Source organism: Pseudomonas sp. BGI-2 (genome assembly GCF_004310295.1).
Lineage (GTDB): Bacteria > Pseudomonadota > Gammaproteobacteria > Pseudomonadales > Pseudomonadaceae > Aquipseudomonas.
In genome coordinates, this window is sequence record NZ_SISB01000030.1 from 41,704 (window position 1) to 64,873 (window position 23,170).

Genomic DNA, 23,170 nt, shown 5'->3' on the forward strand with positions numbered 1-23,170 from the left:
CCCTCACCACAAAAGCCCCTCACCACGGTCAGGAGGTGGTGATTCGCCAGATGCTGAACGGTTGATGCGCCGGGTCGATCCGCATGAACTGGTACTTGCCGTGCCAGGTCCAGCGATGGCCGCTCATCAAGTCTTCGCCTTGGGTACTGGCGTCGTCGGGCAAGCCCATTTCCCACAGCGGCAATTCGAAGTTCGCTTCCTGGACGTTATGCGGGTCGAGGCTGACGGCCACCAGAATGAAGTTGCTGCCATCCGCGCTGCGTTTGCCGAAATACAGAATGTTGTCGTTCCACGCGTTGTAGACCGTCAAGCCCAGGTGCGTGTGCAGCGCCGGGTTTTGCCGGCGGATGCGGTTGAGCTGGGCAATCTCGGCGATGATGTTGCCCGGCGCATTGAAGTCCCGTGGGCGGATTTCGTACTTCTCGGAATTGAGGTATTCCTCCTTGCCCGGCACCGGCGCGGCTTCACACAGTTCGAAGCCCGAATACATGCCCCACAGCCCTGAACCCATAGTTGCCAACGCCGCGCGAATCAGAAAACCGGCGCGCCCGGACTCATGCAAAAACGCGGGATTGATGTCCGGCGTATTGACGAAGAAATTCGGCCGGTAGCATTCGCGCCACGGCGACTCATTGAGCTCGGTGAAATAGGTCGCCAGTTCCGTTTTAGTATTGCGCCAGGTGAAGTAGGTGTAGCTCTGGGAGTAACCGACCTTGCCCAGCCGCGCCATCATCGCCGGGGTGGTAAAGGCTTCCGCGAGGAACATCACCTCGGGATACAGCGCCCGCACATCGGCGATCAGCCATTGCCAGAACGGCAGCGGCTTGGTGTGAGGGTTGTCGACGCGAAAGATCTTCACGCCCTCTTCGACCCAACCGACCACGATGTCCCGCAGCTCCACCCACAAACTGGGGATCGCATCGCTGGCATAGAAATCGACGTTGACGATGTCCTGATATTTTTTCGGCGGGTTCTCGGCGTATTTGATCGTGCCGTCCGGACGCCAGTTGAACCAGCCCGGGTGCTGTTTGAGCCACGGGTGGTCCTGGGAGCACTGGATCGCGAAATCGAGGGCAATTTCCAGTCCGTGATCCGCCGCCGCTGAAACCAGTCGACGGAAGTCTTCGCGAGTGCCGAGTTCGGAATGAATCGCCTCGTGCCCGCCCTCTTCGCTGCCGATGGCATACGGGCTGCCCGGATCGTCGGGGCCGGCGGTCAATGAATTGTTCGGGCCTTTGCGGTAGCTGCGACCGATCGGGTGGATCGGCGGGAAGTACAGCACATCGAAACCCATGTCCTGAATCGTCGCCAGACGCGAGTGCACATCGTTAAACGTGCCGTGACGGGCGGGATCGTCGGTGATCGAGCGCGGAAACAACTCATACCAACTGGCGAACTGCGCCAGTCCCCGCTCGACGTCCAGCGCAAACTCGGGGCTGAGACTCAGGTAAGCGCGGTGATCGGCCTGGGCCATCTGGTCGGCGCTACGCTGGTGCAGAAACAGGGCGACCTGCTCGGTTTCGAGCAGACCGGACAGCGCATGGTGCAACGCCGCCAGCTCTTCGCTCAACGGTCCTTCCGAGCGACCGGCCGCTTGTTGCACCTGGTTGCGCCCTTCCTGCAATTCCAGGCTGATCGGCACGCCGGCGATGTGTTTCTTCTCGATCTCATACAGAAAGCTGGCGTACTGATCGATCCAGGCTTCGATACAAAAGACGTAGCGGCCCTGATCCTCAACATGGAACTGGCCCTGCCAGCCGTTGTTGCCAAGGTCGGTCATGACCTCGCTCTGCCAAGTCTCGTCGCTGTCGGCACGCCAGCGTATGCGCACGGCCAGTTTGTCGTGACCGTCGGCGAATACTTTGGCGGTGACCACCACGTCCTGCCCCACCACGGCCTTGGCAGCAAACTGCCCGCCGTCCAGGGTCGGCATGATGTTTTCGATGGCGATGCGCGGCAGCAGCAGAGCCTGCGACAGCGGCATATGAGGGTTGTAATTCAGCTCTGTCGGTTTTTCAGCAGTCATCGAGCATCTCTCCTTAACGCCCCATGGACGCTCATGTGTCTGGTCGTCGTTCACGCAGAACCCGTCGGTCCGACATGAACTCACTTAGGTTCCGAGCGACAAGCGCGGGGAAAAGTTCACGCCATTTGCCGGGAATCAAATCCCTCGCGCGACGGTCAACCAACTTAAGCACGACTTACGCCATGTGCCACTGGAGGCTTCAACGATGAGTATTCCAATCCCGGCTGAAACACCCGATCCGAACATCGACCAGCCGACCATTCCGCCGACCGAGCCGGAGCCGGTGCCCGAGCAAGAGCCGCCGGGAACCACTCCACCGCCTCGGGAAGAACCACCAGCCACCCTGCCGCCGGTGATCCTGACGCCAGAGTGATAGCTACGGCCGCTCTTGCTCGTCTGTTTCCCTGTCGATCATTCTCACGATCCTCGGCATCACGCTGAAAATCGCCAATGCCAGCAGCGTACTGAACACCGCCGTCGCCTCGCGACCCAAGCCGGCCGAGACACCGATGGCGGCGGTCATCCACAAGCCGGCGGCGGTGGTCAGGCCTTTAACATGGCCATCATCGCCTTCCTGGTTTTTCAGGATGGTGCCAGCGCAGAGGAAACCGATTCCGGCGATCACGCCCTGCACCACTCGGCTCATGGCATCGGCCTGGGAGAGCCGGACATCTGCGGCACCAGCACAAACAACGCCGCGCCCAGCGCCACCAACATGTGCGTGCGAACCCCGGCAGCCTTGCCCTTTTGCTCCCGTTCGAAACCGAGAATGCCGCCCAATATTGCTGCGATCAGCAATCTCACGGTTATACGTGTCAGTTGTGACGCATCGCCGATGTCGGCGAACTCCGCTTGCAGGGTTACCCAAACCTCATGCCACCAGGCGTTCATGGTGCAATCCTTGTGATTGTTCGTTATGGGAGGATGAACCGCGCCGACCATTAATCAGTTGCACAGAACGATGTCCTACGGATGCGCCCTAACAGTTTAGAACCCGCTAAAAAAAGGACACCGCCATGACTGTGCGCATCGAAAACCAGACCTGCTTTTTCCTTACCGAGAACGGCGAAGAAATTCGCCTGTGCCCCGATGTCACGATCATTACCGATTCGGAAAAAGCCATGTCGGCGGTTGAGCTCAACGGCCAGCGTGTCTACATCACCGAAGCAGAAGCCGACGCATTGACCGTAGCAGGTGCAGTGGACGGTCGCAGGCATTTGAAGGCTACCGACAGTGATTCGGTGATTTGACTGACCCGGATCAACAACGCCCGCAAGCGCCTGATATAGGCGCCTGCGCCCCGCTGTGACGGGGTGCATCAAGTTGTCGCAGGTAGCGGACCAATGCCCATCTGATCCGCTTTTTATTGCAATACCTGAGTCTGTTATGCAAACAGATCGCTGGTCATAGTGCTCATGCCTGATGGAGGCCGATGAGCGAAAGACCATGAGCGAAAGAATCCCCGTCCGAACCGTAGAACCTGCCTCATTTGTAAAAAACGAGCCTTTGCGTCCAAAGATAAAGGCCAAATCCAGCGACAACCTGATCCACACCCGCAGCTTCACCGGCCTGTTCCGCACACTGCGCTTGAGCGGCACGGGCGTATTGTTTTTACTGTTCTTCGGCACCGTGTGGCTGAACTGGGGCGACCGTCAGGCGGTGCTCTGGGACCTTTCCGAAAGCAAATTCCACATTTTCGGCGCAACCTTCTGGCCTCAGGACTTCATCCTGCTCTCGGCGCTGCTGATCATCGCCGCGTTCGGCCTGTTCGCGATCACCGTGTTCGCCGGCAGGGTCTGGTGCGGTTACACCTGCCCGCAGAGCTCCTGGACCTGGATCTTCATGTGGTGCGAGAAGATCACCGAAGGCGAACGCAACCAGCGGATCAAATTGCAAGCCGCGCCCTGGGGCCTGAACAAACTGATCCGCCGCTCGGCCAAGCACACCCTGTGGCTGGCCATCAGCCTGCTCACCGGGCTGACCTTTGTTGGCTACTTCACGCCGATCCGGCCGCTGGCCGAAGAGCTGCTGACCCTGCAGATGGGGGGTGTCAGCCTGTTCTGGGTACTGTTTTTCACCGGCGCAACTTACATCAACGCCGGTTGGCTGCGTGAAGCGGTGTGCATGCACATGTGCCCGTATGCGCGGTTCCAGAGTGTGATGTTCGACAAAGACACCCTGACCATTTCCTACGACGTGGCCCGTGGTGAAAACCGTGGCCCGCGCAAACGTGAGGTGAAACCGGCCGAGGTGGGCCTGGGTGATTGCATCGATTGTCAGGTGTGCGTGCAGGTCTGCCCGACCGGAATCGACATTCGCGATGGTTTGCAGATGGAGTGCATCGGCTGCGCGGCATGTATCGACGCCTGCGATTCGATCATGGACAAAATGGGCTATGCGCGTGGCTTGATCAGCTATACCTCGGAGCATGAGTTGCAAGGTGGCAAGACCCACCTGTTGCGGCCGCGGCTGATCGGTTACACCGCGGTGCTGCTGGTGATGATCGGCGCCCTCGCCCTCGCCTTGGTCGAACGGCCGATGGTGTCGTTGGACGTGAGCAAAGACCGTGGCCTGTTCCGCGAGAACAGTCAGGGGCAGATCGAAAACATCTACAGCCTGAAGGTCATCAACAAGACTCAGCTGCGTCAGGAGTACCAACTGAACCTGGTGGATGGCGAAGGCTTCCAGCTGCAAGGCAAGACCGAGCTGAGCCTGGCGCCGGGTGAGATTGTGGATGTGCCGGTGTCGGTGGCAATGCTGGCGGACCGGCCGAACAGCAGCTCGCAGACAATCAGCTTCAAGATTGTCGACAGTGACGAGCCAGACATCTATAGCGTGGCCAAAAGCCGGTTTGTTGCGCCGATGAACCGTTGATCCCTTAGACTACGGTGCTGCCATTCGCGGGCGGCGTTCCGACTTGCCCGCGAAGAGTTCACCTCGATTTTTCTGAATGACACCAATCCAGGCACTCGATGAAACGCTACGAAAAATTCGCCGACGACATCGCTGAACTGATCCGCTCCGGCGTCCTCGGCCCCGGCCAGCGCGTGCCGTCGGTGCGCTACGCCAGCCAGACTTACGGGGTCAGCCCGTCCACCGTGTTCCAGGCCTATTACCTGCTCGAACGCCGTGGCCTGATCCGCGCCCGGCCGCGCTCCGGCTACTTCGTCAACGCGCACGCGCCGAGCCCGTTTTCTGAGCCGGTGATCAGCAGTCAGGTCAACGAATCCACCGAAGTCGACGTCAGCGAACTGGTGTTCTCGGTCCTCGACTCGATCAAGGACCCGACCACCGTGCCCTTCGGCTCGGCCTTCCCCAGCCCGACCCTGTTCCCGTTGCAGCGCCTGTCCCGCTCCCTGGCCAGCGCCGCCCGGGACATGGACCCGCGAATGGTCGTCACCGACATGTCGCCGGGCAACCCGCAGCTGCGTCGCCAGATTGCCCTGCGTTACATGGTCGGCGGGCTGATGCTGCCGATGGAGGAATTGCTGATCACCAACGGTGCGCTGGAAGCGCTGAACCTGTGCCTGCAAGCGGTCACCGAGCCCGGCGACCTGGTGGCCATCGAAGCCCCGGCGTTCTATGCCTGCCTGCAAATACTGGAACGGCTGAAGCTCAAAGCCGTCGAGATCCCGGTGCACCCGCGCGACGGTATCGACCTGGGCGTGCTCGCCCAAACCCTGGAACGCCACCCGATCAAGGCGTGCTGGTGCATGACCAGTTTCCAGAACCCGATGGGCGCAACCATGCCCGAGGCCAAGAAGCAGGAGCTGGTCGAGTTATTGCGCAGCCACCAAGTGCCGCTGATAGAGGACGACGTCTACGCCGAACTCTATTACGGTCAACAGGCACCGAAACCGGCCAAGGCGTTTGATACCGAAGGGCTGGTGATGCATTGCGGTTCCTTCGCCAAGAGCCTGGCCCCGGGCTACCGCATTGGCTGGGTCGCCGCCGGGCGTTACGCGCAGAAGATCGAGCGCCTGAAACTCATGACCTCGCTGTGCGCCTCGATGCCGGCCCAGGCCGCCATCGCCGACTACCTGCAACACGGCGGCTACGACCGGCACTTGCGCAAACTGCGTTATGCCCTGGAAGAACAGCAAAGCGCCATGCTCGCCGCCATCGCCCGCTACTTCCCGGCGCAGACACGCGTCAGCCAACCGGCCGGGGGCTACTTTTTGTGGCTGGAACTGCCGCCGCAGATGGATTCGCTGAAGTTGTTTCAGATGGCATTGGCGCAAGGCATCAGCATCGCGCCGGGGCCGATCTTTTCACCGACGCAGCGGTTCAGGAATTGTATTCGGTTGAATTATGGGAGCCCGTGGACCGAGGATTCGGAGAAGGCGATGGAGACGTTGGGGCGGATAGTGCGGTCATTCTGACGATTCTGTGTTGTTTGATAGATTGCTATCGCGAGCTTGCTCCGGGCGGCGATCCGACGATGAGGCCGACCCGGTTAACACAAGTCTTAGAGATTAACGCCCGCCGCCAAGATCAACGAAAGTCCCCGTCGCATAAGAAGCCTTGTCCGACAGCAACCAGATAATCGCCTCAGCCACTTCATCCGGCCGGCCACCGCGAGCCATCGGGATTGCCGATTCGAGCTTGCTGACCCGATCCGGATCACCGCTCAGCGCATGGAAGTCGGTGTAGATAAACCCCGGCCGCACCGCATTGACGCGAATCCCCTCGCCCGCCACTTCCTTGGACAGGCCGATGGTGAAGCTGTCGAGGGCGCCTTTGGAGGCGGCGTAATCCACGTATTCGTTGGGTGAGCCCAAACGCGAGGCCACCGAAGACACGTTGACGATGCTGCCGCCCTGCCCGCCATGTTTGGGCGACATGCGCATGATCGCGTGCTTGGCGCAGAGGATGGGCGCCAGGACGTTGGTCTTGAGGGTTTTGAGAATGCGGAACTCGGACATTTCGTCAACGCGGGATTTGTGCCCGACGGTGCCGGCGTTGTTCACCAGCGCCGTGACTCGACCCAGCTCGGTGTCGACACGGTGGAACAGACTGATCACTTCGTCTTCGATGCTGACGTCGGCGCGCACCGCAATGGCTTGAGCGCCCAGTGCGCGAACTTGCGCCAATACACTATGCGCAGCCGATTCGTCGGCCTGATAGTTGATACAGATCCGATAGCCAAGCCCTGCGGCCAACAGCGCGGTTGCAGCGCCGATACCACGGCCGCCGCCGGTGATGACAATGACCTTGTCCATGCTGACTTTCCCCCTTCACGCGTAAGCAGTCGGGGCCAAGAGTAACCGCCATTGCCGGTTTTTGCATGGTCTCACATCAATCACAACGGTATTCAAGCCGTCGTCAATCGTTCCCCGCGAACAATGTCGGCCATGAAGCGATCCGCCGGCAGAGGATGGCCGAGCAGGAAGCCCTGCAATGAATCGCAGCCCAGTTTGGTCAGGAAGTCTTGCTGGACACCGGTCTCCACGCCTTCAGCCACGATGCGCAAACCCAACGCCTGGCCGAGGGCGACGATGGCCGAAACGATGGCCGCGTCGTCACTGTCGTGTTCCAGATCGCGGACGAAACCGCGGTCGATCTTCAGTTCGTTGGCCGGCAGACGCTTGAGGTACATCAAACTCGAATAGCCGGTGCCGAAGTCATCGATGGACAGGTCGACGCCCATTTCCGAGAGTTCCTGAAGCACCGTCATGCTCGCATCGGCATCGCTCATGGCGGTGGTTTCGGTGATTTCCAGAGTCAGGCTATTGGCCGGCAGCTGATGCGTGGCCAAGGCCTTGGAGACGCTCTTGACCAGGCCCGTATGGCAGAACTGCAACGCCGAGAGATTTACGGCAATGCGCCAGTCGGTGTAGCCACGGACGTACCACTCGCGCATTTGGCGGCAGGCTTCGTTCAGGACCCATTCACCAATGGGAATGATCAGCCCGGTCCGTTCCGCGAGGTCGATAAACTTGTCCGGCAGCAACATGCCCTGGGTCGGATGCTCCCAGCGCAGCAGCGCCTCGGCGCCCACCGGGCGGCCATTGCCGGCGTCGAACTTGGGCTGGTAATAGAGGCTGAATTGCTGCTGATCGAGGGCGTTGCGCAAATCCTGCAGCAGTTGCAGCTGTTTGCGCGCGTTGCTGTTCATCGAGGCGTCGAAGAAGCTGTAGCCGTTTTTCCCGGCGCCCTTGGCGTGGTACATCGCCGCATCGGCGTTCATCAGCAATTCCTGGGCAGTCTGGCCGTTGCCCGGGTACAGCGCGATGCCAACGCTGGCGGAAATCTGCAGCTCATGTTCGGCGACGCGGAACGAACTGCCGATCAGCCCGACCTGACGCGCCGCCAGGCTCAACGCGTCATTTGGCTCGCCGAGCCGCACCAGCAACACGAACTCATCGCCACCGATTCGCGCCAACGTGTCCTGACTGCGCATGTCCTCGCGCAGGCGCAAACCGACCTCACGCAACAACTGATCGCCCATGTGGTGGCCGAACGCATCGTTGACCGGTTTGAAACCGTCCAGGTCGATGAACATCAGCGCGAAACAACCGCCCTGCTCCTGAACCTTGGACATGGCCTGCTCGATGCGGTCGGCCAGCAACATGCGATTGGGCAGTCCCGTCAGGGTGTCGTGCAGGGCCAGTTGGGTCAGCTCACGGTTGGCTTCCGTCAGCGAGCGCGCCAGGTCCGCAGTGCGGGCCTCAAGACGTGCATCGAGCACCGAGGTCAACAAGGCGATGCTCAATACCGCGAGCGTGGTGATCAGTACCAGATTGTCGAGGCCTTTGCCGTTCAAGCCGCTGATGGCGGCGCCACAGAAACTGCCGTCCGGGAATCGCGCCGCGGCCATGGCGGTGTAGTGCATGCCGACGATGGCGAGGCCCATGATCACCGCGGCACCGGCGCGTAACAGACCCACATACGGCGTGTGCTGGCGCAGGTGGAAGGCAATCCATAACGCTGCGCCGGAAGCGCCAACGGCGATGAGCAGCGACGCACCGAACAGCGTCGGGTCGTAATCGATACCCGGCTGCATGCGCATGGCGGCCATGCCCGTGTAATGCATGGCGCTGATCCCGGCCCCCATGATCAACGCGCCGAACGCCAGTTGCCAGCTCGGCAGCCGTGGCTGGCTGACCAGCCACAGGGCAAAGCCGCAGGACAGGATCGCGGTCAGCAGCGAGAGTGCCGTGAGGGTGAAGTCGTAACCCAGGTCGATGGGCAATGTGAACGCGAGCATGCCGATAAAGTGCATCGACCAGACGCCAACGCCCATGGCAAAGGCGCCGCCCGCCGTCCATAGAAACACGGCGCGGCCTTTGGCCGTGGAGATGCGTTCGGTCAGGTCGAGCGCGGTATAGGAGGCGAGAATCGCTACGCAGAGCGAAATGATAACCAGCGTGGGTGAATAGCTACCGATGAGCATGTGACTTCTCGCGATCGCCCCACCGTACTGCTTCCGTTCTCGGGAGGGCAAATCGGGCGATTGTACTGATTGCACAAAAGAACGCACTGACAAAAGTAATCAAATGGCCATCAAACCGATGAAACGCTTGTTTGACTCCCCAATGGCTTACGCATCCGCTCGTAGCAGCTGTCGAGCCTGCGAGGCTGCGTTCGGCGGCGCAGTCGTCGTAAAACCTGTGCATGAGGTCTTCCTGAAACACCGCACCGCCCGATTTCACGACAGCTGCTACAGGGACCGCGCTATTTGTTTTCGCTTACCTGAAGCGCCCCATCCCAACCACCGCCCAGCGCCGCAATCAGCTGCACACTGGCGATCAGACGGCTCTGCAACAGGCTCAACACGCTGCGTTCGTTATTCAACGCGGTGGCCTGGACCACCACCACACCCAGGTAAGCAATCACCCCGGCCTTGTATTGGTTTTGCGTCAAGCGAAGGGATTCACGCGCGGCATCCAGCGCTTCCTGGCGCACGCCGGCTTCGTCTTCCAGCACCTTGAGCTGCACCAGATAGTTTTCAACCTCGCGGAAACCATCGAGCACGGTCTGGCGGTACTTGGCGACGGTTTCGTCGTAGGCCGCTTCGCTGCGATCGACCTCTGCAGAGCGCTGGCCGCCATCAAACAGCGTCATGGCCAGTTGCGGTCCCACTGACCAGAAGCGGTTCGGCACGCTGATCCAGTTGGCATAGGTGCTGCTGCTGTAACCGCCATTCAGGCTCAGGGTCAGGTCCGGGTAGTAGGCGGCCTTGGCCACGCCGATGTTGGCGTTGGCCGCCATCACCGAACGCTCGGCGGATGCGATGTCCGGGCGGCGCTCGAGCAGTTGCGAAGGCAGGCTCAGCGGCACTTCGGGCAATGCCGGGATGTTCTTGGATTCGGCCAGGCTGAACTCGGCTGGCGGCAGACCGATCAATACGGCGATGGCGTTCTCGAACTGGGCGCGTTGCCAGATCAGGTCGACCATGTCCGCCTGGGTGCTTTTGAGCTGGGTCTGGGCCTGGGCTACCGCATCCTTGCCGGAGACACCGGCGCGGTACTGGTTTTCGGTCATTTTCAGCGAACGCTGATAGGCCACGACGGTCGCTTCCAGCAAGCGTTTCTGTTCGTCGATCACCCGCAGTTGCAGGTAGTTCTGCACCAGTTCCGATTGCTGGCTGAGGCGCATCGCCGCCAGATCGGCAAAACTGGCCTCGGCGTTGGCGGTGTCGGCTTCAAGCCCTCGGCGCAACTTGCCCCAGATGTCCGCTTCCCAGCTCACCCCGGCCTGAGCGGTGTAGGTGTCACGAATACCGCTGGAGGAACTGCTCAGGCTCGAACTGCTGCTCCCGGTGCCCTGGCTGGAGCGGTTTTTCCCGACAGTTAAATCAACCGTTGGAAAAAACGCGCCCCGGGCGCTGCGCACCAAGGCCTGGGCCTGACGGTACTGGGCTTCGGACTGGGCGACAGTCTGGTTGGAGCTGTTGAGTTTCTCGATCAGGCCATTGAGCAGCTGATCGCCATACAACTCCCACCAGGCGCCACGGGCCAGGGAATCACTCGGGCTGGCCTGACGCCAGCCGGCGGCTTCCTTGTACTGCATCGGCGCGGCGGCCTGCGGGCGCTGGTAATCCGGGCCGACAGCGCAAGCGCTGAGCATCGCCACGCACAGCGCCAGGCTCAGCAAACGCGAGCCCCGGGCCGTCGCCAACGGCGTGGCCAGATTGATAAGCGAACGGTCAGTCATAGCGGAGTTTCCAAAGCAGCATCGGTACGCACTCCACGCCATTTGTTGAAGCGATGGCGCAGTTTATCGAGATAGAGGTAAACCACCGGGGTGGTGTAAAGGGTCAGCACCTGGCTGAAGATCAGCCCGCCGATGATGGTCAGACCCAACGGCTGACGCATTTCCGCACCTTCGGCGCGGCTCAGCAGCAGCGGCAATGCACCGAGGATGGCCGCCAGGGTGGTCATCAGAATCGGTCGCAGACGTTGCAGGCACGCGCTGCGAATCGACTCCAGCGGCTCCAGGCCCTGATGGCGTTCCAGTTGCAGCGCCAGGTCGATCATCAGAATGGCGTTTTTCTTCACCACGCCGATGAGCAGGAATAACCCGAGCAACGAAATCAGGCTGAACTCACCGCCCAGCGCGTAGATTGACAGCAGTGCGCCGACCCCGGCCGACGGTAACGTCGACAAAATAGTCAGCGGATGAATGTAGCTTTCATACAGCACGCCCAACACCAGATACACCGCCACCAGCGCGCCGAGAATCATCCACGGCTGGCTCTTCTGGGTGGCAGCAAAGGCATCGGCGGTGCCGGCCATTTTCGCGATCACGCTTTCCGGCAGACCGACCTTGGCGATGGCCCGCTCGATGGCCGCAGTGCCCTGCTCCACCGTTACCCCGTCGGCCATGTCGAACGACAGGCTTTCGGACGCGAACTGGCCTTCATGGCTGACCCGGTCGTCTTCCAGGCTGTTTTCGTAGTGGGCAATGGTCGACAGCGGAATCCGCGCGCCGTCAGCGGTGATCACTTGCACCTGCTTGAGTGTGATCGGGTCCTGGGCGTACTTCGGATTGACCTCCATCACCACCTGGTACTGGTTGAGGCTGTCGTAAATCGTCGAAATCTGCCGCTGGCTGTAGGCGTTGTTCAGCACTGAGGTGACCATGTCCATGTCGACGCCCAGGCGCTTGGCCTGATCGCGATCAACGATCAGGGTCACCTGTTGCGCGCCCCGGCCCTCCCGAGCGTCAATCGCGGTCAGTTCCGGCAACGCTTTCAAAGCGGTGACGACTTTCGGGTACCACTCGCGCAAATCACCCAGATCGCCGCTTTGCAGGATGTAGGAATACTGCGAGGTGGTTTGTTCGCGACCGCCACCGAATTGCAGGTCCTGATCCGCCATCAACATCAATTGCGCGCCAGGGACTTTGGGCATTTCCTTGCGCAAGCGTTCGATGACCTTCTGCGCGGAAATGTTGCGTTCCTTGATCGGTTTCAACCGCACCAGCATGAAGGCGTTGTTGGTGCCGTTGGTGCCGCCGATGAAACCGGCAACGCTTTGCACCGCGTCATCCTTGAGCACGGCACGCCGGAAGATTTCCATTTTCGGCTGCATGACGCTGAACGACAGCCCGTCGTCGCCGCGCACGAAACCGATCAATTGGCCAGTGTCTTGCTGCGGCATAAATGTCTTAGGAACAACGACATACAGCGCGACGTTAACGCCAACTGTCACGAACAGACTGAGTAAGGTCAACCGACGATGACGCAGCACCCAGTCGAGGCTGGTCGCGTATTTGCCGACCATCCACTCGTTGGCCCGCTGACTCCAACGCTGCAAACGGTTTTCCTGCCCCGGCGTGTGCGGCTTGAGCCAGCGGGCGCAGAGCATCGGCGTCAGCGTCAGCGACACCACCAGCGACACCACGATGGACGCCGCCAACGTGATGGAAAACTCGCGAAACAGGCTTTCGACAATCCCGCCCATGAACAGGATCGACAGGAACACCGCCACCAGCGAAACGTTCATCGACAACAAGGTGAAGCCGACTTCCTGCGCCCCGAGGTAGGCGGCCTTCATCGGTGATACGCCTTTGTCGATGTGCCGGGAAATGTTCTCCAGCACCACGATGGCGTCGTCCACTACCAGCCCGGTGGCCAGAATCAGCGCCATCAGCGACAGGTTGTTCAGGGAAAACCCGTAGAGGTACATCACTGCAAACGTGCCGACCAGCGACACCGGCACCGCCAAGGTCGGAATCAGCGAGGCGCGGAAGTTACCGAGAAACAGGAACACCACCAGAATCACCAGCGCCACGGCGATCAGCAGGGTCATTTCCGCTTCGTGCAGCGTGGCCTTGATCACCGGCGAACGGTCCATCGCCAGGTTCAGCTTGACGCTGGCCGGCAGCACGGCCTGCAACGCCGGCAGCTGCGCCTTGATTTCGTTGACCGTCTCGATGATGTTGGCGCCGGCCTGGCGGTTGATCACCAGCAGCACCGCCGCGTCATTGTTGAAGAAACCGCTGTTGTAGCGGTCCTCGACGCCGTCGCTGACCTTGGCCACATCCCTCAGGCGCAGTGCCGCGCCGTCCGCGTAGTGAATGATCAGCGACTCGTAATCCTTGGCTTTTTCCAGTTGATCGTTGGCTTGTACCTGCCACAGCCGCTGGCCGTCTTCAACCGAACCTTTCGGCCGGCGCACGTTGGCGTTGGCAATGGTGTTGCGCACATCGTCCAGGGCCACGCCGTACTGGTTGAGCGCCTGGGGTTCGAGCTCGATGCGCACCGCCGGCAAGGAGCTGCCGCCAATCTGCACTTCGCCCACGCCCTGCACCTGGGACAGGCTCTGGGACAGAATCGTCGAGGCCAAATCGTAGAGCTGGCCTTTTTCCAATACGTCGGAAGTCAGCGACAACACCATGATCGGCGCCTGGGACGGATTGACCTTCTTGTAGGTCGGCATGCTGCGCATCCCGCTCGGCAGCAGGTTGCGCGAGGCGTTGATCGCCGCCTGCACTTCCCGGGCGGCGCCGTTGATGTCGCGGTCCAGGTCGAATTGCAAAATCACCCGGGTCGAGCCCTGGCTGGACCGGCTGCTCATGGTGTTGACGCCGGCGATGGCGCCGAAGGAGCGCTCCAGCGGCGTGGCCACGGTCGAGGCCATCACTTCAGGGCTCGCGCCAGGCAGGCTGGCCTGAACCACGATCACCGGGAAGTCCATCTGCGGCAACGGCGCCACTGGCAACAGGCCGAAGCTCACGCCGCCCAGCAGCATGATCGCCAGGCTGAGCAACATGGTCGCGACCGGGCGCTTGATGAAAGGTCCGGACAGGTTCATGGCTGCTCTACCGCTACCGCGGCTTCAGACTTGCGGCCCCAGCGCCGACCAAGACGATCGAAATACAGATAGATCACAGGTGTGGTGAACAGTGTCAGTACCTGACTCACCAACAAACCGCCGACCATCACCAGGCCCAACGGCTGGCGCAACTCCGCGCCGGAACCGGTGGCCAGCATCAACGGCACCGCACCAAACAATGCAGCCAGCGTGGTCATCAGAATCGGTCGGAAACGCAGCAACGCCGCTTGATAGATCGCTGTTTCCGGGTCCATGCCCTGATTGCGTTCAGCGTCGAGGGCAAAGTCGATCATCATGATCGCGTTCTTTTTCACGATGCCGATCAGCAGAATGATGCCGATGATCGCGATCATCCCCAGGTCATTGCCGCTTAACAGCAACGCCAGCAAGGCGCCGACCGCCGCCGAGGGCAAGGTCGAGAGAATGGTGATCGGATGGATGTAGCTCTCGTAGAGCACGCCGAGCACGATGTACATAGTCACCACCGCCGCCAGAATCAGCAGCAAGGTGCTCGACAACGAGGCCTGGAACGCCTCGGCTGCGCCTTGGAACTGAGTCTGCACACCAATCGGCATGCCGATGTCTTTCTGCACCTGATCAATGATTTCCACCGCATGCCCCAGCGCCACGCCGGGTGCCAGGTTGAAGGACATCATCACCGCGGGGAACTGGCCGATGTGAGTGATCGCCAGTTGCGCCTGACGCTCCTCGATGTGCGCCAGGCTGGACAGGCGTACTTGCCCGCCATCGGTGGTCTTGACATGAATCTGGTTCAACGCATCCGGGCCGATCTTCTCGCCGGACTGCGATTGCAGCACCACGCGGTACTGGCTGGCCTGGGTGTAAATGGTGGAAATCTGCCGCTGGCCGAAGGCGTCGTACAGCGCATCGGTGATGTTCGACACCGACACACCGACCCGTGACGCCGCATCGCGGTCGATCACCAGATAGACCTGCAGGCCCTTGTCCTGCAGGTCGCTGGCGACGTCGGTCAATTCCGGCCGCTGCGCCAGCGCTTCCACCAGACGCCCGCTCCAGAGGCTGAGCAACTCGGAATCCGGCGATGACATGCTGAACTGGTATTGCGTGCGGCTGACCCGGTCTTCGATGGTCAGGTCCTGCACCGGCTGCATGAACAGGCGAATGCCGACCAGCTTGTCCAGTTCCGGTTGCAGGCGGGCAATCACCTCAGTGGCGCTCAGGTCACGGTTGCTGTGGGACTTGAGGTTGATCAGCAGGCGGCCGCTGTTCAGCGTCGAGTTGTCACCGTCGATGCCGATGTAAGACGACAGGCTTTGCACCGCAGGATCGGCCAGGATCACCTTGGCCAGTTCCTGCTGACGCTCGCTCATCGCCGCAAAGGAAATCGACTGCGGCGCCTCGGAAATGCCCTGGATAACGCCCGTGTCCTGCACCGGGAAGAAGCCCTTCGGCACTACCATATAAAGGACAACGGTCAGCGCCAAGGTGCCGATAGCCACCAGCAGCGTCAGTGGTTGATGCTTGAGAACCCACTTTAACTTGCGCCCGTAAGCCGCGATCATCCAATCAATTGTGGCGCCGCTGGCGCGGTAGAACCGGCCCTGTTCCTCTTCCTTGGGTTCACGCTTGAGCAACCGTGCGCACATCATCGGCGTCAGGGTCAGCGATACCACCAGGGAAATCAGGATCGCCACCGCCAGGGTGATGGCGAATTCGCGGAACAGGCGCCCCACCACGTCAGCCATGAACAGCAGCGGAATCAGCACCGCGATCAGCGACAGGGTCAGGGAAATCAGGGTGAAACCGATCTGCTTGGCACCCTTGAGCGCAGCATTGAGGGGACTTTCCCCTTCTTCGATAAATCGGGAGATGTTTTCCAGCATCACGATCGCATCGTCCACTACAAAACCGGTGGCGATGGTCAGGGCCATCAAGGTCAGGTTATTGACCGAGAAACCGGCGAGGTACATCACGCCGAAGGTGCCGATCAGCGACAGCGGCACAGCCACCGAGGGAATGATCGTGGCGCTGGCCCGACGCAGGAACAGGAACGTCACCATGACCACCAATGCGATGGCGATCAGCAATTCGTGTTGCACGTCGGTGACGGAGGCGCGGATGGTCTGGGTGCGGTCGGTGAGGACCGTGACGTCGAGGCCGGCCGGCAGGTTGTCGGTGATGCTCGGCAGCAGGGCCTTGATCCGGTCGACTACCTCGATAACGTTGGCGCCGGGCTGACGCTGAATGTTCAGCAGCACCGCCTGGTTTTCATTGGCCCACGCCGCCAGCCGCTCGTTCTCGGCACCGTCGACAATCTCGGCCACGTCCTTGAGGCGCAACGGTGCGCCGTTGGCGTAGGCCAGGATCAGGTTGGCGTAATCCTTGGGCGAGGTCAGTTGATCGTTGGCATCGAGCATCGACACCCGGGTCGGGCCGTCGAAATTGCCCTTGGGCTGGTTGACGTTGGACGCGCCGATCAGGGTGCGCACATCCGACAGGTTCAAGCCATTGGCCGCCAGGGCTTCAGGGTTGACCTTGATCCGCACCGCCTGACGCTGGCCACCAGCGATGCTGACCATGCCGACGCCGCTGATCTGGGCGATTTTCTGCGCCATGCGCGTGTCGACCAGGTCATTGAGCTTGGGCAACAGCATGGTTTTGGAGGTGATGGCCAGGGTCAGCACCGGGGTGTCCGCCGGGTTGACCTTGTTGTACACCGGCGGCGCCGGCAGGTCCTTGGGCAGCAGATTGGTCGCGGCGTTGATCGCGGCCTGCACCTGCTGCTCGGCAACGTCCATATTGATGTCGAGGCTGAAACGCAGGGTCAGCACCGAAGCGCCGCCGGAGCTGGTCGACGCCATCTGGGTCAGGCCGGGCATCTGCCCGAATTGACGCTCCAGCGGCGCGGTCACGGCGCTGGTCATGACATCCGGGCTGGCGCCGGGATACAGCGTCATGACGCGAATGGTCGGGTAATCCACCTGAGGCAATGCTGACACCGGCAGCAGCCGATAGGCGATCACGCCGGCCAGGATAATGGCCAGCATGCTCAGCGTGGTGGCGACCGGGCGAAGGATGAACAGCCGCGAGATGTTCATGCGCCGCCCTTTTTCGCCTTGTCGGTGGTCGCCGGCTCAGTCGAGCTGGCCGCCGATTTACCTTGCAGGTGGCCGGTCGGGGTGGTCGGTACGTCCTTGGTGTCGTTGACCACTTCCACTTCGCTGCCTTCCTTCAGGCGGTCAGTGCCTTCCAGGACAACGCGATCTCCGGGAGCCAGGCCTTCGGTAATCACGGTGTTTTCGCCGTCACTGGCGCCGACTTTCAACTGACGGATCGCGACTTTCTTGTCGCCGTCCAGGGCGTAGACGAAGGTGCCGTTGGTGCCGAACTGAATCGCTGCCGAAGGCGCGAGCACTACGTCTTTCAAGGTGTCGGCCAGCAAGTGGACGTTGACGAACTGGTTGGGGAACAGCGCCTGATCACGGTTCTCGTAGCGCGCCTTGAATTTCAGGGTGCCGGTGGTGACGTCAATCTGGTTGTCCAGGCTCTGCAACACGCCGGTGGCCTGCAACTTGGTGTCGCCACGGTCCCAGGCTTCGGCGGGCAGTTTGGCGCCAGTACGGTAGCGCGCCAGCACGACGTCGAGGCTGTTTTCCGGCAAGGTGAAGGCGACACTGATCGGTTGGGTCTGGGTGATGATCGCCAACGCCGTGGTGTCGTTGGCGGCCACCAGGTTGCCGACGTCCAGTTGTCGCAGGCCCACACGCCCGGCAATCGGGGCGCGGATCTTGGTGAATTCGAGATTGAGCTTAGCGTCGTTGACCGCCGCCTGATTGGTCTTGACCGTGCCCTGGTACTGACCGACCAGTGCTTCGGCGGTGTCCAGGGTTTGCTTGGCGATACTGTCTTCCTTGAACAGACCACGATAACGCTCGACATCGACCTGAGCGTTTTTCAGTTGCGCCTGGTTCTGCAGCAGCGTGCCTTCGGCCTGAAGCAAAGCGTTCTGGTAAGGGCGCGGATCGATTTCAGCCAGCAGTTCGCCAGCCTTGACCATCTGCCCTTCTTCGAAGGAGATCTTCATCAGTTCGCCGCCAACGCGGCTGCGCACATTAATGGTGTTCAGCGCAGTCACCGTGCCCAGCGCCTTGTAGTACAGCGGAAAATCCCCCTTGACCGCCAGCGCCACCCGCACCGGGATCGGTCCGGTCGCCCCGCCGAAGCCCGGACGCATCCCCCCCGGCTTGCCGGTGTGGCCGGCCACGGCTTTGGGCGCAGCACCGTCCTTTTGGGCAGTGCCGGCGGGCCAGAATTTCCAGCACAGGCCAGCGATGACCAACAAGACAAGCAGGCCGGGGAGCCAGCGACGAGGATTACGGGAAACGGAGGATTGCATGGAATGATCAACCATTGGGCGCGTGGGCTTCTTCTACAGGAGGCTGAACGATAAGCACTGGCGGGTATTAAGCAAAGCGGCTTTACCGGCAATTTACCTTCGGCTTACGTAACAGGAGGTTTATCTAAGACACTGAAGCACAAATGAAAACGGCCTGGACAGAGGGGGCGTTCTCAGTTAATTACCCCGCCGCGCCGGGTCTGCTGTTGTGCAGGGCAAGGCGCGAGAAGCGTGGTTTGGTCATTCCAAATAAGCTTCGAGCAACGCAGCCCTGCACAACAGCAGGCCCGGCCCTTCGGGTTGTGCCTTAAAGCGGGCCAGCCTGCGTTGCAGGCCTTGGAAAGGGAACAACCATTCCCTGCGGCCTACGCCTTGCCTGGCCCGCTTTAAGGCGACAACGCGGAGGGGAAATTAACTGAGAATGCCCCCTCAGGCCGTTAACAATTGTAATGCTTTACTTATTTCAGAACGGCAAGTGCCGCTTCGTAGTTCGGTTCTTCAGCGATTTCCTTGACCAGTTCGCTGTGCAGAACGTTGTCGTTTTCGTCCAGCACAACGACGGCACGGGCAGTCAGGCCTTTGAGTGGACCGTCAGCGATGGCAACACCGTAGTTCTCGATGAACTCGGCACCGCGCAGGGTCGACAGGTTTTGCACGTTTTCCAGGCCTTCGGCGCCGCAGAAGCGCGCTTGAGCGAACGGCAGGTCAGCGGAGATGCACAGCACCACGGTGTTGGCGATGTCGTTGGCCTGGGCGTTGAACTTGCGCACCGAAGTGGCACAGGTCGGGGTGTCGACGCTTGGGAAGATGTTCAGCACTTTGCGCTTGCCGGCGAAGTTCGCCAGGGTCACGTCGGACAGATTGCCGGCAACCAGGGAAAAGGCTGGCGCCTTGGAACCGGCTTGAGGCAGTTGGCCGTTGACTTGAACCGGGGAGCCTTTAAGAGTGACTTGAGCCATGAACGGAGTCCTTCTGACGTTATTGTGGAGAATTTTGAAGAGGCCGAAGTTAACCACGAAATGGTCCGACGACCTATGCCCGGATACAAATTGTGATGTCTCGTCGCACACATTGGATACAAACCAAATCCGGTGTAGGAGCGAGGCTTGCCCGCGAAGAACGGTAACGCGGTCAGCTTGTTGCAACGAGGCGCTCCCTTCGCGGGCAAGCCTCGCTCCTACGGGTCGGGTTCAGGCCAGCAACCGCAGCATATTGCGGTGCCGCGCCTAGATGATCCGGCGCAAATACGCATTCACCAGCAGCGCCTCTGTTAATGCACCATCGATCACCGAATTCGTCACACAGTCGAAATACAGCGTACCGCCCTCTCCCGCCTCCACCCGGTCTTCATGACGAAAGGCAGCCATCGCCACTACATTTCACCCATCGCCTGTCGATTCAGGCCACGGTTGTTCGACTACACAGTAAATCACCCACCCTCCAGCGGAGACAAGACCATGCGATTCATGATCATTGTAAAAGCCAGCCAGGAATCCGAGGCCGGCGTGATGCCCAGCGAAGAGCTGATGGCTGCGATGGGCAATTACAACGAGGAACTGACCAAGGCCGGCATCCTTATCGACTGTGACGGCCTACACCCCAGCAGCAAGGGCGCCCGGGTGCGTTTCTCGGGTGAAAAGCGCACAGTCATCGACGGCCCGTTCGCCGAAACCAAGGAGCTGATCGCCGGTTTTTGGCTGTGGGAAGTGAAGTCGAAAGAGGAAGCGATCGAGTGGGTCAAACGCTGCCCCAATCCGATGCCGGGCACCGATGCGGAGATCGAGATCCGCCCGATATACAGCGCGGAAGATTTCGCGGCGCTGTTGACTCCGGAACTGCGCGAGCAGGAAGAGCGGGTGCGCGAGCAGATGAAAAAGCGCTGAATATTTCAGGTACGTAACCGTCCAGAGCCACCGCATTATCGTTCTTCGCGGGCAAGTCGGACCGCCGCACCGCTCGCTCCTACATAAGCGAAGCTTGCCAGCAGTGGTTTCTTACATCCATCACCCAAACCCCTGATTCGCATTAACTTTTTAGTACACAAAAAAAACACCGAAAACTTGTACAAAAGTCCAAAGATCCCCCCTTCCGACTGGCGAACCCGGCGTTAGCTGCTAACTTCAACAGACGTGTCCTACAGGCTTGATAGGAAAGGGCTTACGCAGTAACGGCCGCCAAGTGCCGAGTCGTCCATACGAGCCACGAAGGAACGGGGGAGTCATGTCGATAAGAACAGGAACATGCGCCGTGTTGTTGGCGGCATGGTTTGCGCCTGTCGTTTGTGCCCTGGCGGACAACGCCGATACGGCCAACAAAAGTAACAACCCGCTGAACCTGGCACCCGGTGCCAACCTTCAGGACTACTACACGCCCAAGCTTTACGACAGCGGTGCCCACACCAACGATCTCTTGATGCGCGGCACGCTGCCGATTGCACCCGGAGACTTCATCGGTGTGCCGCAATTGCTGCGCGCCACCGTGCCGATCAGCACGCGCCCCGACCCGCATGGCGGCTACAGCACCGGCGAAGGTGATCTGAACGTCTTCGATATCTTCTTGCTCAAGACCGAGGGTGTGCAGTTGGGCATCGGCCCGCAAATCACTGCACCCACCGCCGATCAGCACGAACTGGGCACCGGCAAATGGCAGGCCGGCCTGGCCGCCATAGCGATTGATGCATCGCCGCGCGGTTTGCTCGGCGCACTGGTGCAGTATCAAAGCTCCTTCGCCGGCGACCATGACCGTGCCCACGTTGAAACCGCGACGCTGCAACCTTTCATCATTCATAACCTGGACAAGGGCTGGTACCTGCGCTCGACCGGTACCTGGACCTTCGACCTGAAGAACGACACCCATTACATCCCACTCGGTTTGGGTGGCGGCAAGGTCTGGAAATCCGGGTCCAATATCCTCAATGCCTTTATCGAACCGCAGTGGACCGTGGAGCGCAAAGGCGATGGCCTGCCTCAGTTCACGCTGTTCGCCGGGATCAACGTCACGTTCGGTAAATAAGGACTTTTCTATGCACGGTGCAATTCGCGCAGCCGGTTTCAGCCTGATGACCATGTTCGTCAGTTGCGGCGTTGGCGCACAGGACGTTGAGACGCGGATCGGCAAGGTTGCGATGGAGGGCGAGCTGCCAGCCCATGACTCGACCCCCAAGCTCTATGCCGAACTGGATTTCCAACAGGCGACCCAGAGTTATCTGTGGGCATTGCCGTTGGTGTCCTACGCCCAGTGGCAGGAAGAGTTTCGTGGCAAGCTCGGCGCCCACAACGGCGACCTGATGGTACTCAACAGTTACGAAGACAAGCTGGGCGTGATCACTGCCAATGCGACCACACCGTACATCCTCGGCTTCGTCGACCTGAATGAAACCGGTCCGCTGGTGATCGAACTGCCGCCCGGCCCCACTGCGGGCGGCGTGGGTGATTTCTGGCAGCGCGCGATTATCGACATGGGCCAGACCGGTCCCGACAAAGGCAAGGGTGGCAAATACCTGGTCCTGCCACCCGGCGCCGAGCCTCCGGCTGATGCGGGTAAGTATTACCTGGCCAAATAGGAAACCATGAACGTGCTGGTGGGTTTTCGTGTGCTGGATCCGGACCCGGCCCAAGGCAAGGCGTTGGTCGAGCAGTTCAAGATGTACCCGTACGTCAATCGCACCACGCCTGCCAAAACCAGACTGCTCTCCCCCGGCGGCAAAGCCTGGTCCGGCACCCAGCCGCGTGGCCTGGCCTACTGGGAGCGTTTGCACCAGATCATCCAGAAAGAGCCGGTCAACGAACGTGATCGTTTCTACATGGCCATGCTCGCCAGCCTCGGTATCGAGAAGGACAAGCCCTTCAACCCCAACGACAACCAGCGCAAGGCTCTGGAGCAAGGCGCACAAGTCGGCGAACTGATCGCCAAGGCTAACACCTTCGCCAAGCGTTTTCCGGACGCCCAGTACTGGAAAGACCGTCAGTGGGACACGGTACTCAACATCGCCGAGCCGTCCCAGCGCGTCGCTTACTACGACCAGTTATGGGAGCGCAGTGCCTGGTTCTACGAGGCGGTCACCAACACCAAAGGCATGGTGTCCAGAACCCCGGGCCTGGGCCAGACCTACCTCGGCGCCTACACCGACGCCAAGGGCAACTGGCTCGACGGCGGCAAACACTATCGCCTGCACGTCGGCGCCAATCCGCCGGCCAAGCAGTTCTGGTCGATGACCGTGTACGACATCGACAGCCGCTGCCTGATCGACAACCCGCAGCGCAAGGCCGATCTGTCGTCCCGTCAGGACCTGAAGAAAAACGCCGACGGCTCGGTGGACTTGTACTTCGGCCCGACCGCGACCACAGGCTGGGAGAGCAATTGGGTACAAACCGTGCCGGGCAAACACTGGTTCAGCTATTTCCGCTTGTACGCGCCCACCGAAGCCTATTTCGACAAAAGCTGGAAACTCGACGACATCACGGCCGTGGAATGACGCCCAGG

14 protein-coding genes and 3 pseudogenes are annotated in these 23,170 nt (G+C 60.7%); 7 read left to right on the forward strand and 10 right to left on the reverse strand.

Going from position 1 to position 23,170, the window contains the following annotated elements; genetic code table 11:
* Positions 1-28: 28 nt before the first annotated feature.
* Complete coding sequence (locus EYC95_RS20005; RefSeq protein WP_131061902.1) at positions 29-2,026, reverse strand: alpha-1,4-glucan--maltose-1-phosphate maltosyltransferase; 1,998 nt, start codon at positions 2,024-2,026, stop codon at positions 29-31.
* A gap of 205 nt (positions 2,027-2,231) precedes the next feature.
* Here EYC95_RS20005 and EYC95_RS30185 point away from each other — a divergent pair, with 205 nt between their 5' ends.
* Complete coding sequence (locus EYC95_RS30185) at positions 2,232-2,399, forward strand: hypothetical protein (protein ID WP_165557480.1); 168 nt, start codon at positions 2,232-2,234, stop codon at positions 2,397-2,399.
* A gap of 3 nt (positions 2,400-2,402) precedes the next feature.
* Here the strand turns inward: EYC95_RS30185 and EYC95_RS20010 are convergent.
* Positions 2,403-2,917, reverse strand: a pseudogene (locus EYC95_RS20010) (MgtC/SapB family protein).
* Positions 2,918-3,042: 125 nt separating this feature from the next.
* Here EYC95_RS20010 and EYC95_RS20015 point away from each other — a divergent pair.
* The 3 genes from EYC95_RS20015 to mapR all read left to right on the forward strand — a co-directional run bounded on the left by EYC95_RS20015 (position 3,043) and on the right by mapR (position 6,408).
* On the forward strand, positions 3,043-3,276 hold the full coding sequence (locus tag EYC95_RS20015) for a DUF3203 family protein (protein ID WP_131061903.1): 234 nt from the start codon (positions 3,043-3,045) through the stop codon (positions 3,274-3,276).
* A 196-nt stretch (positions 3,277-3,472) separates the two neighbouring features.
* Positions 3,473-4,900, forward strand: coding sequence for a cytochrome c oxidase accessory protein CcoG (gene ccoG / locus EYC95_RS20020; protein ID WP_131061904.1), 1,428 nt, complete (start codon positions 3,473-3,475; stop codon positions 4,898-4,900).
* Positions 4,901-4,998: 98 nt separating this feature from the next.
* The gene (gene mapR, locus EYC95_RS20025; protein WP_131061905.1) at positions 4,999-6,408 is read left to right on the forward strand and encodes a GntR family transcriptional regulator MpaR; all 1,410 of its coding nucleotides are present in this window, start codon (positions 4,999-5,001) and stop codon (positions 6,406-6,408) included.
* A gap of 93 nt (positions 6,409-6,501) precedes the next feature.
* Here the strand turns inward: mapR and EYC95_RS20030 are convergent, their stop codons facing one another.
* From EYC95_RS20030 to EYC95_RS20070, 8 genes and pseudogenes are all read right to left on the reverse strand, one after another.
* The gene (locus EYC95_RS20030; RefSeq protein WP_131061906.1) at positions 6,502-7,248 is read right to left on the reverse strand and encodes an SDR family oxidoreductase; all 747 of its coding nucleotides are present in this window, start codon (positions 7,246-7,248) and stop codon (positions 6,502-6,504) included.
* A 92-nt stretch (positions 7,249-7,340) separates the two neighbouring features.
* On the reverse strand, positions 7,341-9,422 hold the full coding sequence (locus EYC95_RS20035; protein WP_131061907.1) for a bifunctional diguanylate cyclase/phosphodiesterase: 2,082 nt from the start codon (positions 9,420-9,422) through the stop codon (positions 7,341-7,343).
* 281 nt (positions 9,423-9,703) lie between these two features.
* Positions 9,704-11,185, reverse strand: a complete 1,482-nt coding sequence (locus tag EYC95_RS20045) for an efflux transporter outer membrane subunit (protein WP_131061909.1) — start codon at positions 11,183-11,185, stop codon at positions 9,704-9,706.
* Positions 11,182-14,289: an efflux RND transporter permease subunit gene (locus tag EYC95_RS20050; protein ID WP_131061910.1), complete on the reverse strand. Its 3,108-nt coding sequence runs from the start codon at positions 14,287-14,289 to the stop codon at positions 11,182-11,184. Before EYC95_RS20050 ends, EYC95_RS20045 begins: the two co-directional genes overlap by 4 nt.
* Complete coding sequence (locus tag EYC95_RS20055) at positions 14,286-17,390, reverse strand: MdtB/MuxB family multidrug efflux RND transporter permease subunit (protein WP_131061911.1); 3,105 nt, start codon at positions 17,388-17,390, stop codon at positions 14,286-14,288. Before EYC95_RS20055 ends, EYC95_RS20050 begins: the two co-directional genes overlap by 4 nt.
* Positions 17,387-18,703: an MdtA/MuxA family multidrug efflux RND transporter periplasmic adaptor subunit gene (locus EYC95_RS20060; RefSeq protein ID WP_131061912.1), complete on the reverse strand. Its 1,317-nt coding sequence runs from the start codon at positions 18,701-18,703 to the stop codon at positions 17,387-17,389. The genes EYC95_RS20055 and EYC95_RS20060 overlap by 4 nt, the downstream gene beginning before the upstream one ends.
* Positions 18,704-19,146: 443 nt before the next feature.
* Positions 19,147-19,647 carry a thiol peroxidase gene (gene tpx, locus EYC95_RS20065; protein ID WP_010459910.1) on the reverse strand — a complete coding sequence of 167 codons (501 nt, stop codon included), beginning with the start codon at positions 19,645-19,647 and terminating at the stop codon, positions 19,147-19,149.
* Positions 19,648-19,914: 267 nt separating this feature from the next.
* Positions 19,915-20,055: pseudogene (locus tag EYC95_RS20070) on the reverse strand (polyketide cyclase); the annotation flags it as partial.
* A gap of 90 nt (positions 20,056-20,145) precedes the next feature.
* Between EYC95_RS20070 and EYC95_RS20075 the strand changes: the two are divergent.
* From EYC95_RS20075 to EYC95_RS30880, 3 genes and pseudogenes are all read left to right on the forward strand, one after another.
* Positions 20,146-20,571 carry a YciI family protein gene (locus tag EYC95_RS20075; RefSeq protein WP_131061913.1) on the forward strand — a complete coding sequence of 142 codons (426 nt, stop codon included), beginning with the start codon at positions 20,146-20,148 and terminating at the stop codon, positions 20,569-20,571.
* Positions 20,572-20,908: 337 nt separating this feature from the next.
* Positions 20,909-21,700 (forward strand): hypothetical protein, encoded by a 792-nt coding sequence (locus tag EYC95_RS20080; RefSeq protein ID WP_131061914.1) that lies wholly within the window; start codon positions 20,909-20,911, stop codon positions 21,698-21,700.
* A 10-nt stretch (positions 21,701-21,710) separates the two neighbouring features.
* A pseudogene (locus EYC95_RS30880) lies at positions 21,711-23,162 on the forward strand (DUF1254 domain-containing protein).
* Positions 23,163-23,170 lie beyond the last annotated feature (8 nt).

What these genes read in the sequence shown, in the direction of transcription:
- EYC95_RS20050 (WP_131061910.1), bottom strand. Translation starts at nt 14,289, where the DNA reads ATGAACCTGTCCGGACCTTTCATCAAGCGCCCGGTCGCGACCATGTTG.
- EYC95_RS20030 (WP_131061906.1), bottom strand. Translation starts at nt 7,248, where the DNA reads ATGGACAAGGTCATTGTCATCACCGGCGGCGGCCGTGGTATCGGCGCT.
- EYC95_RS20060 (WP_131061912.1), bottom strand. Translation starts at nt 18,703, where the DNA reads ATGGTTGATCATTCCATGCAATCCTCCGTTTCCCGTAATCCTCGTCGC.
- mapR (WP_131061905.1), top strand. Translation starts at nt 4,999, where the DNA reads ATGAAACGCTACGAAAAATTCGCCGACGACATCGCTGAACTGATCCGC.
- EYC95_RS20015 (WP_131061903.1), top strand. Translation starts at nt 3,043, where the DNA reads ATGACTGTGCGCATCGAAAACCAGACCTGCTTTTTCCTTACCGAGAAC.
- EYC95_RS20005 (WP_131061902.1), bottom strand. Translation starts at nt 2,026, where the DNA reads ATGACTGCTGAAAAACCGACAGAGCTGAATTACAACCCTCATATGCCG.
- EYC95_RS20055 (WP_131061911.1), bottom strand. Translation starts at nt 17,390, where the DNA reads ATGAACATCTCGCGGCTGTTCATCCTTCGCCCGGTCGCCACCACGCTG.
- tpx (WP_010459910.1), bottom strand. Translation starts at nt 19,647, where the DNA reads ATGGCTCAAGTCACTCTTAAAGGCTCCCCGGTTCAAGTCAACGGCCAA.
- EYC95_RS20035 (WP_131061907.1), bottom strand. Translation starts at nt 9,422, where the DNA reads ATGCTCATCGGTAGCTATTCACCCACGCTGGTTATCATTTCGCTCTGC.
- ccoG (WP_131061904.1), top strand. Translation starts at nt 3,473, where the DNA reads ATGAGCGAAAGAATCCCCGTCCGAACCGTAGAACCTGCCTCATTTGTA.
- EYC95_RS20045 (WP_131061909.1), bottom strand. Translation starts at nt 11,185, where the DNA reads ATGACTGACCGTTCGCTTATCAATCTGGCCACGCCGTTGGCGACGGCC.
- EYC95_RS20075 (WP_131061913.1), top strand. Translation starts at nt 20,146, where the DNA reads ATGCGATTCATGATCATTGTAAAAGCCAGCCAGGAATCCGAGGCCGGC.
- EYC95_RS20080 (WP_131061914.1), top strand. Translation starts at nt 20,909, where the DNA reads ATGTCGATAAGAACAGGAACATGCGCCGTGTTGTTGGCGGCATGGTTT.
- EYC95_RS30185 (WP_165557480.1), top strand. Translation starts at nt 2,232, where the DNA reads ATGAGTATTCCAATCCCGGCTGAAACACCCGATCCGAACATCGACCAG.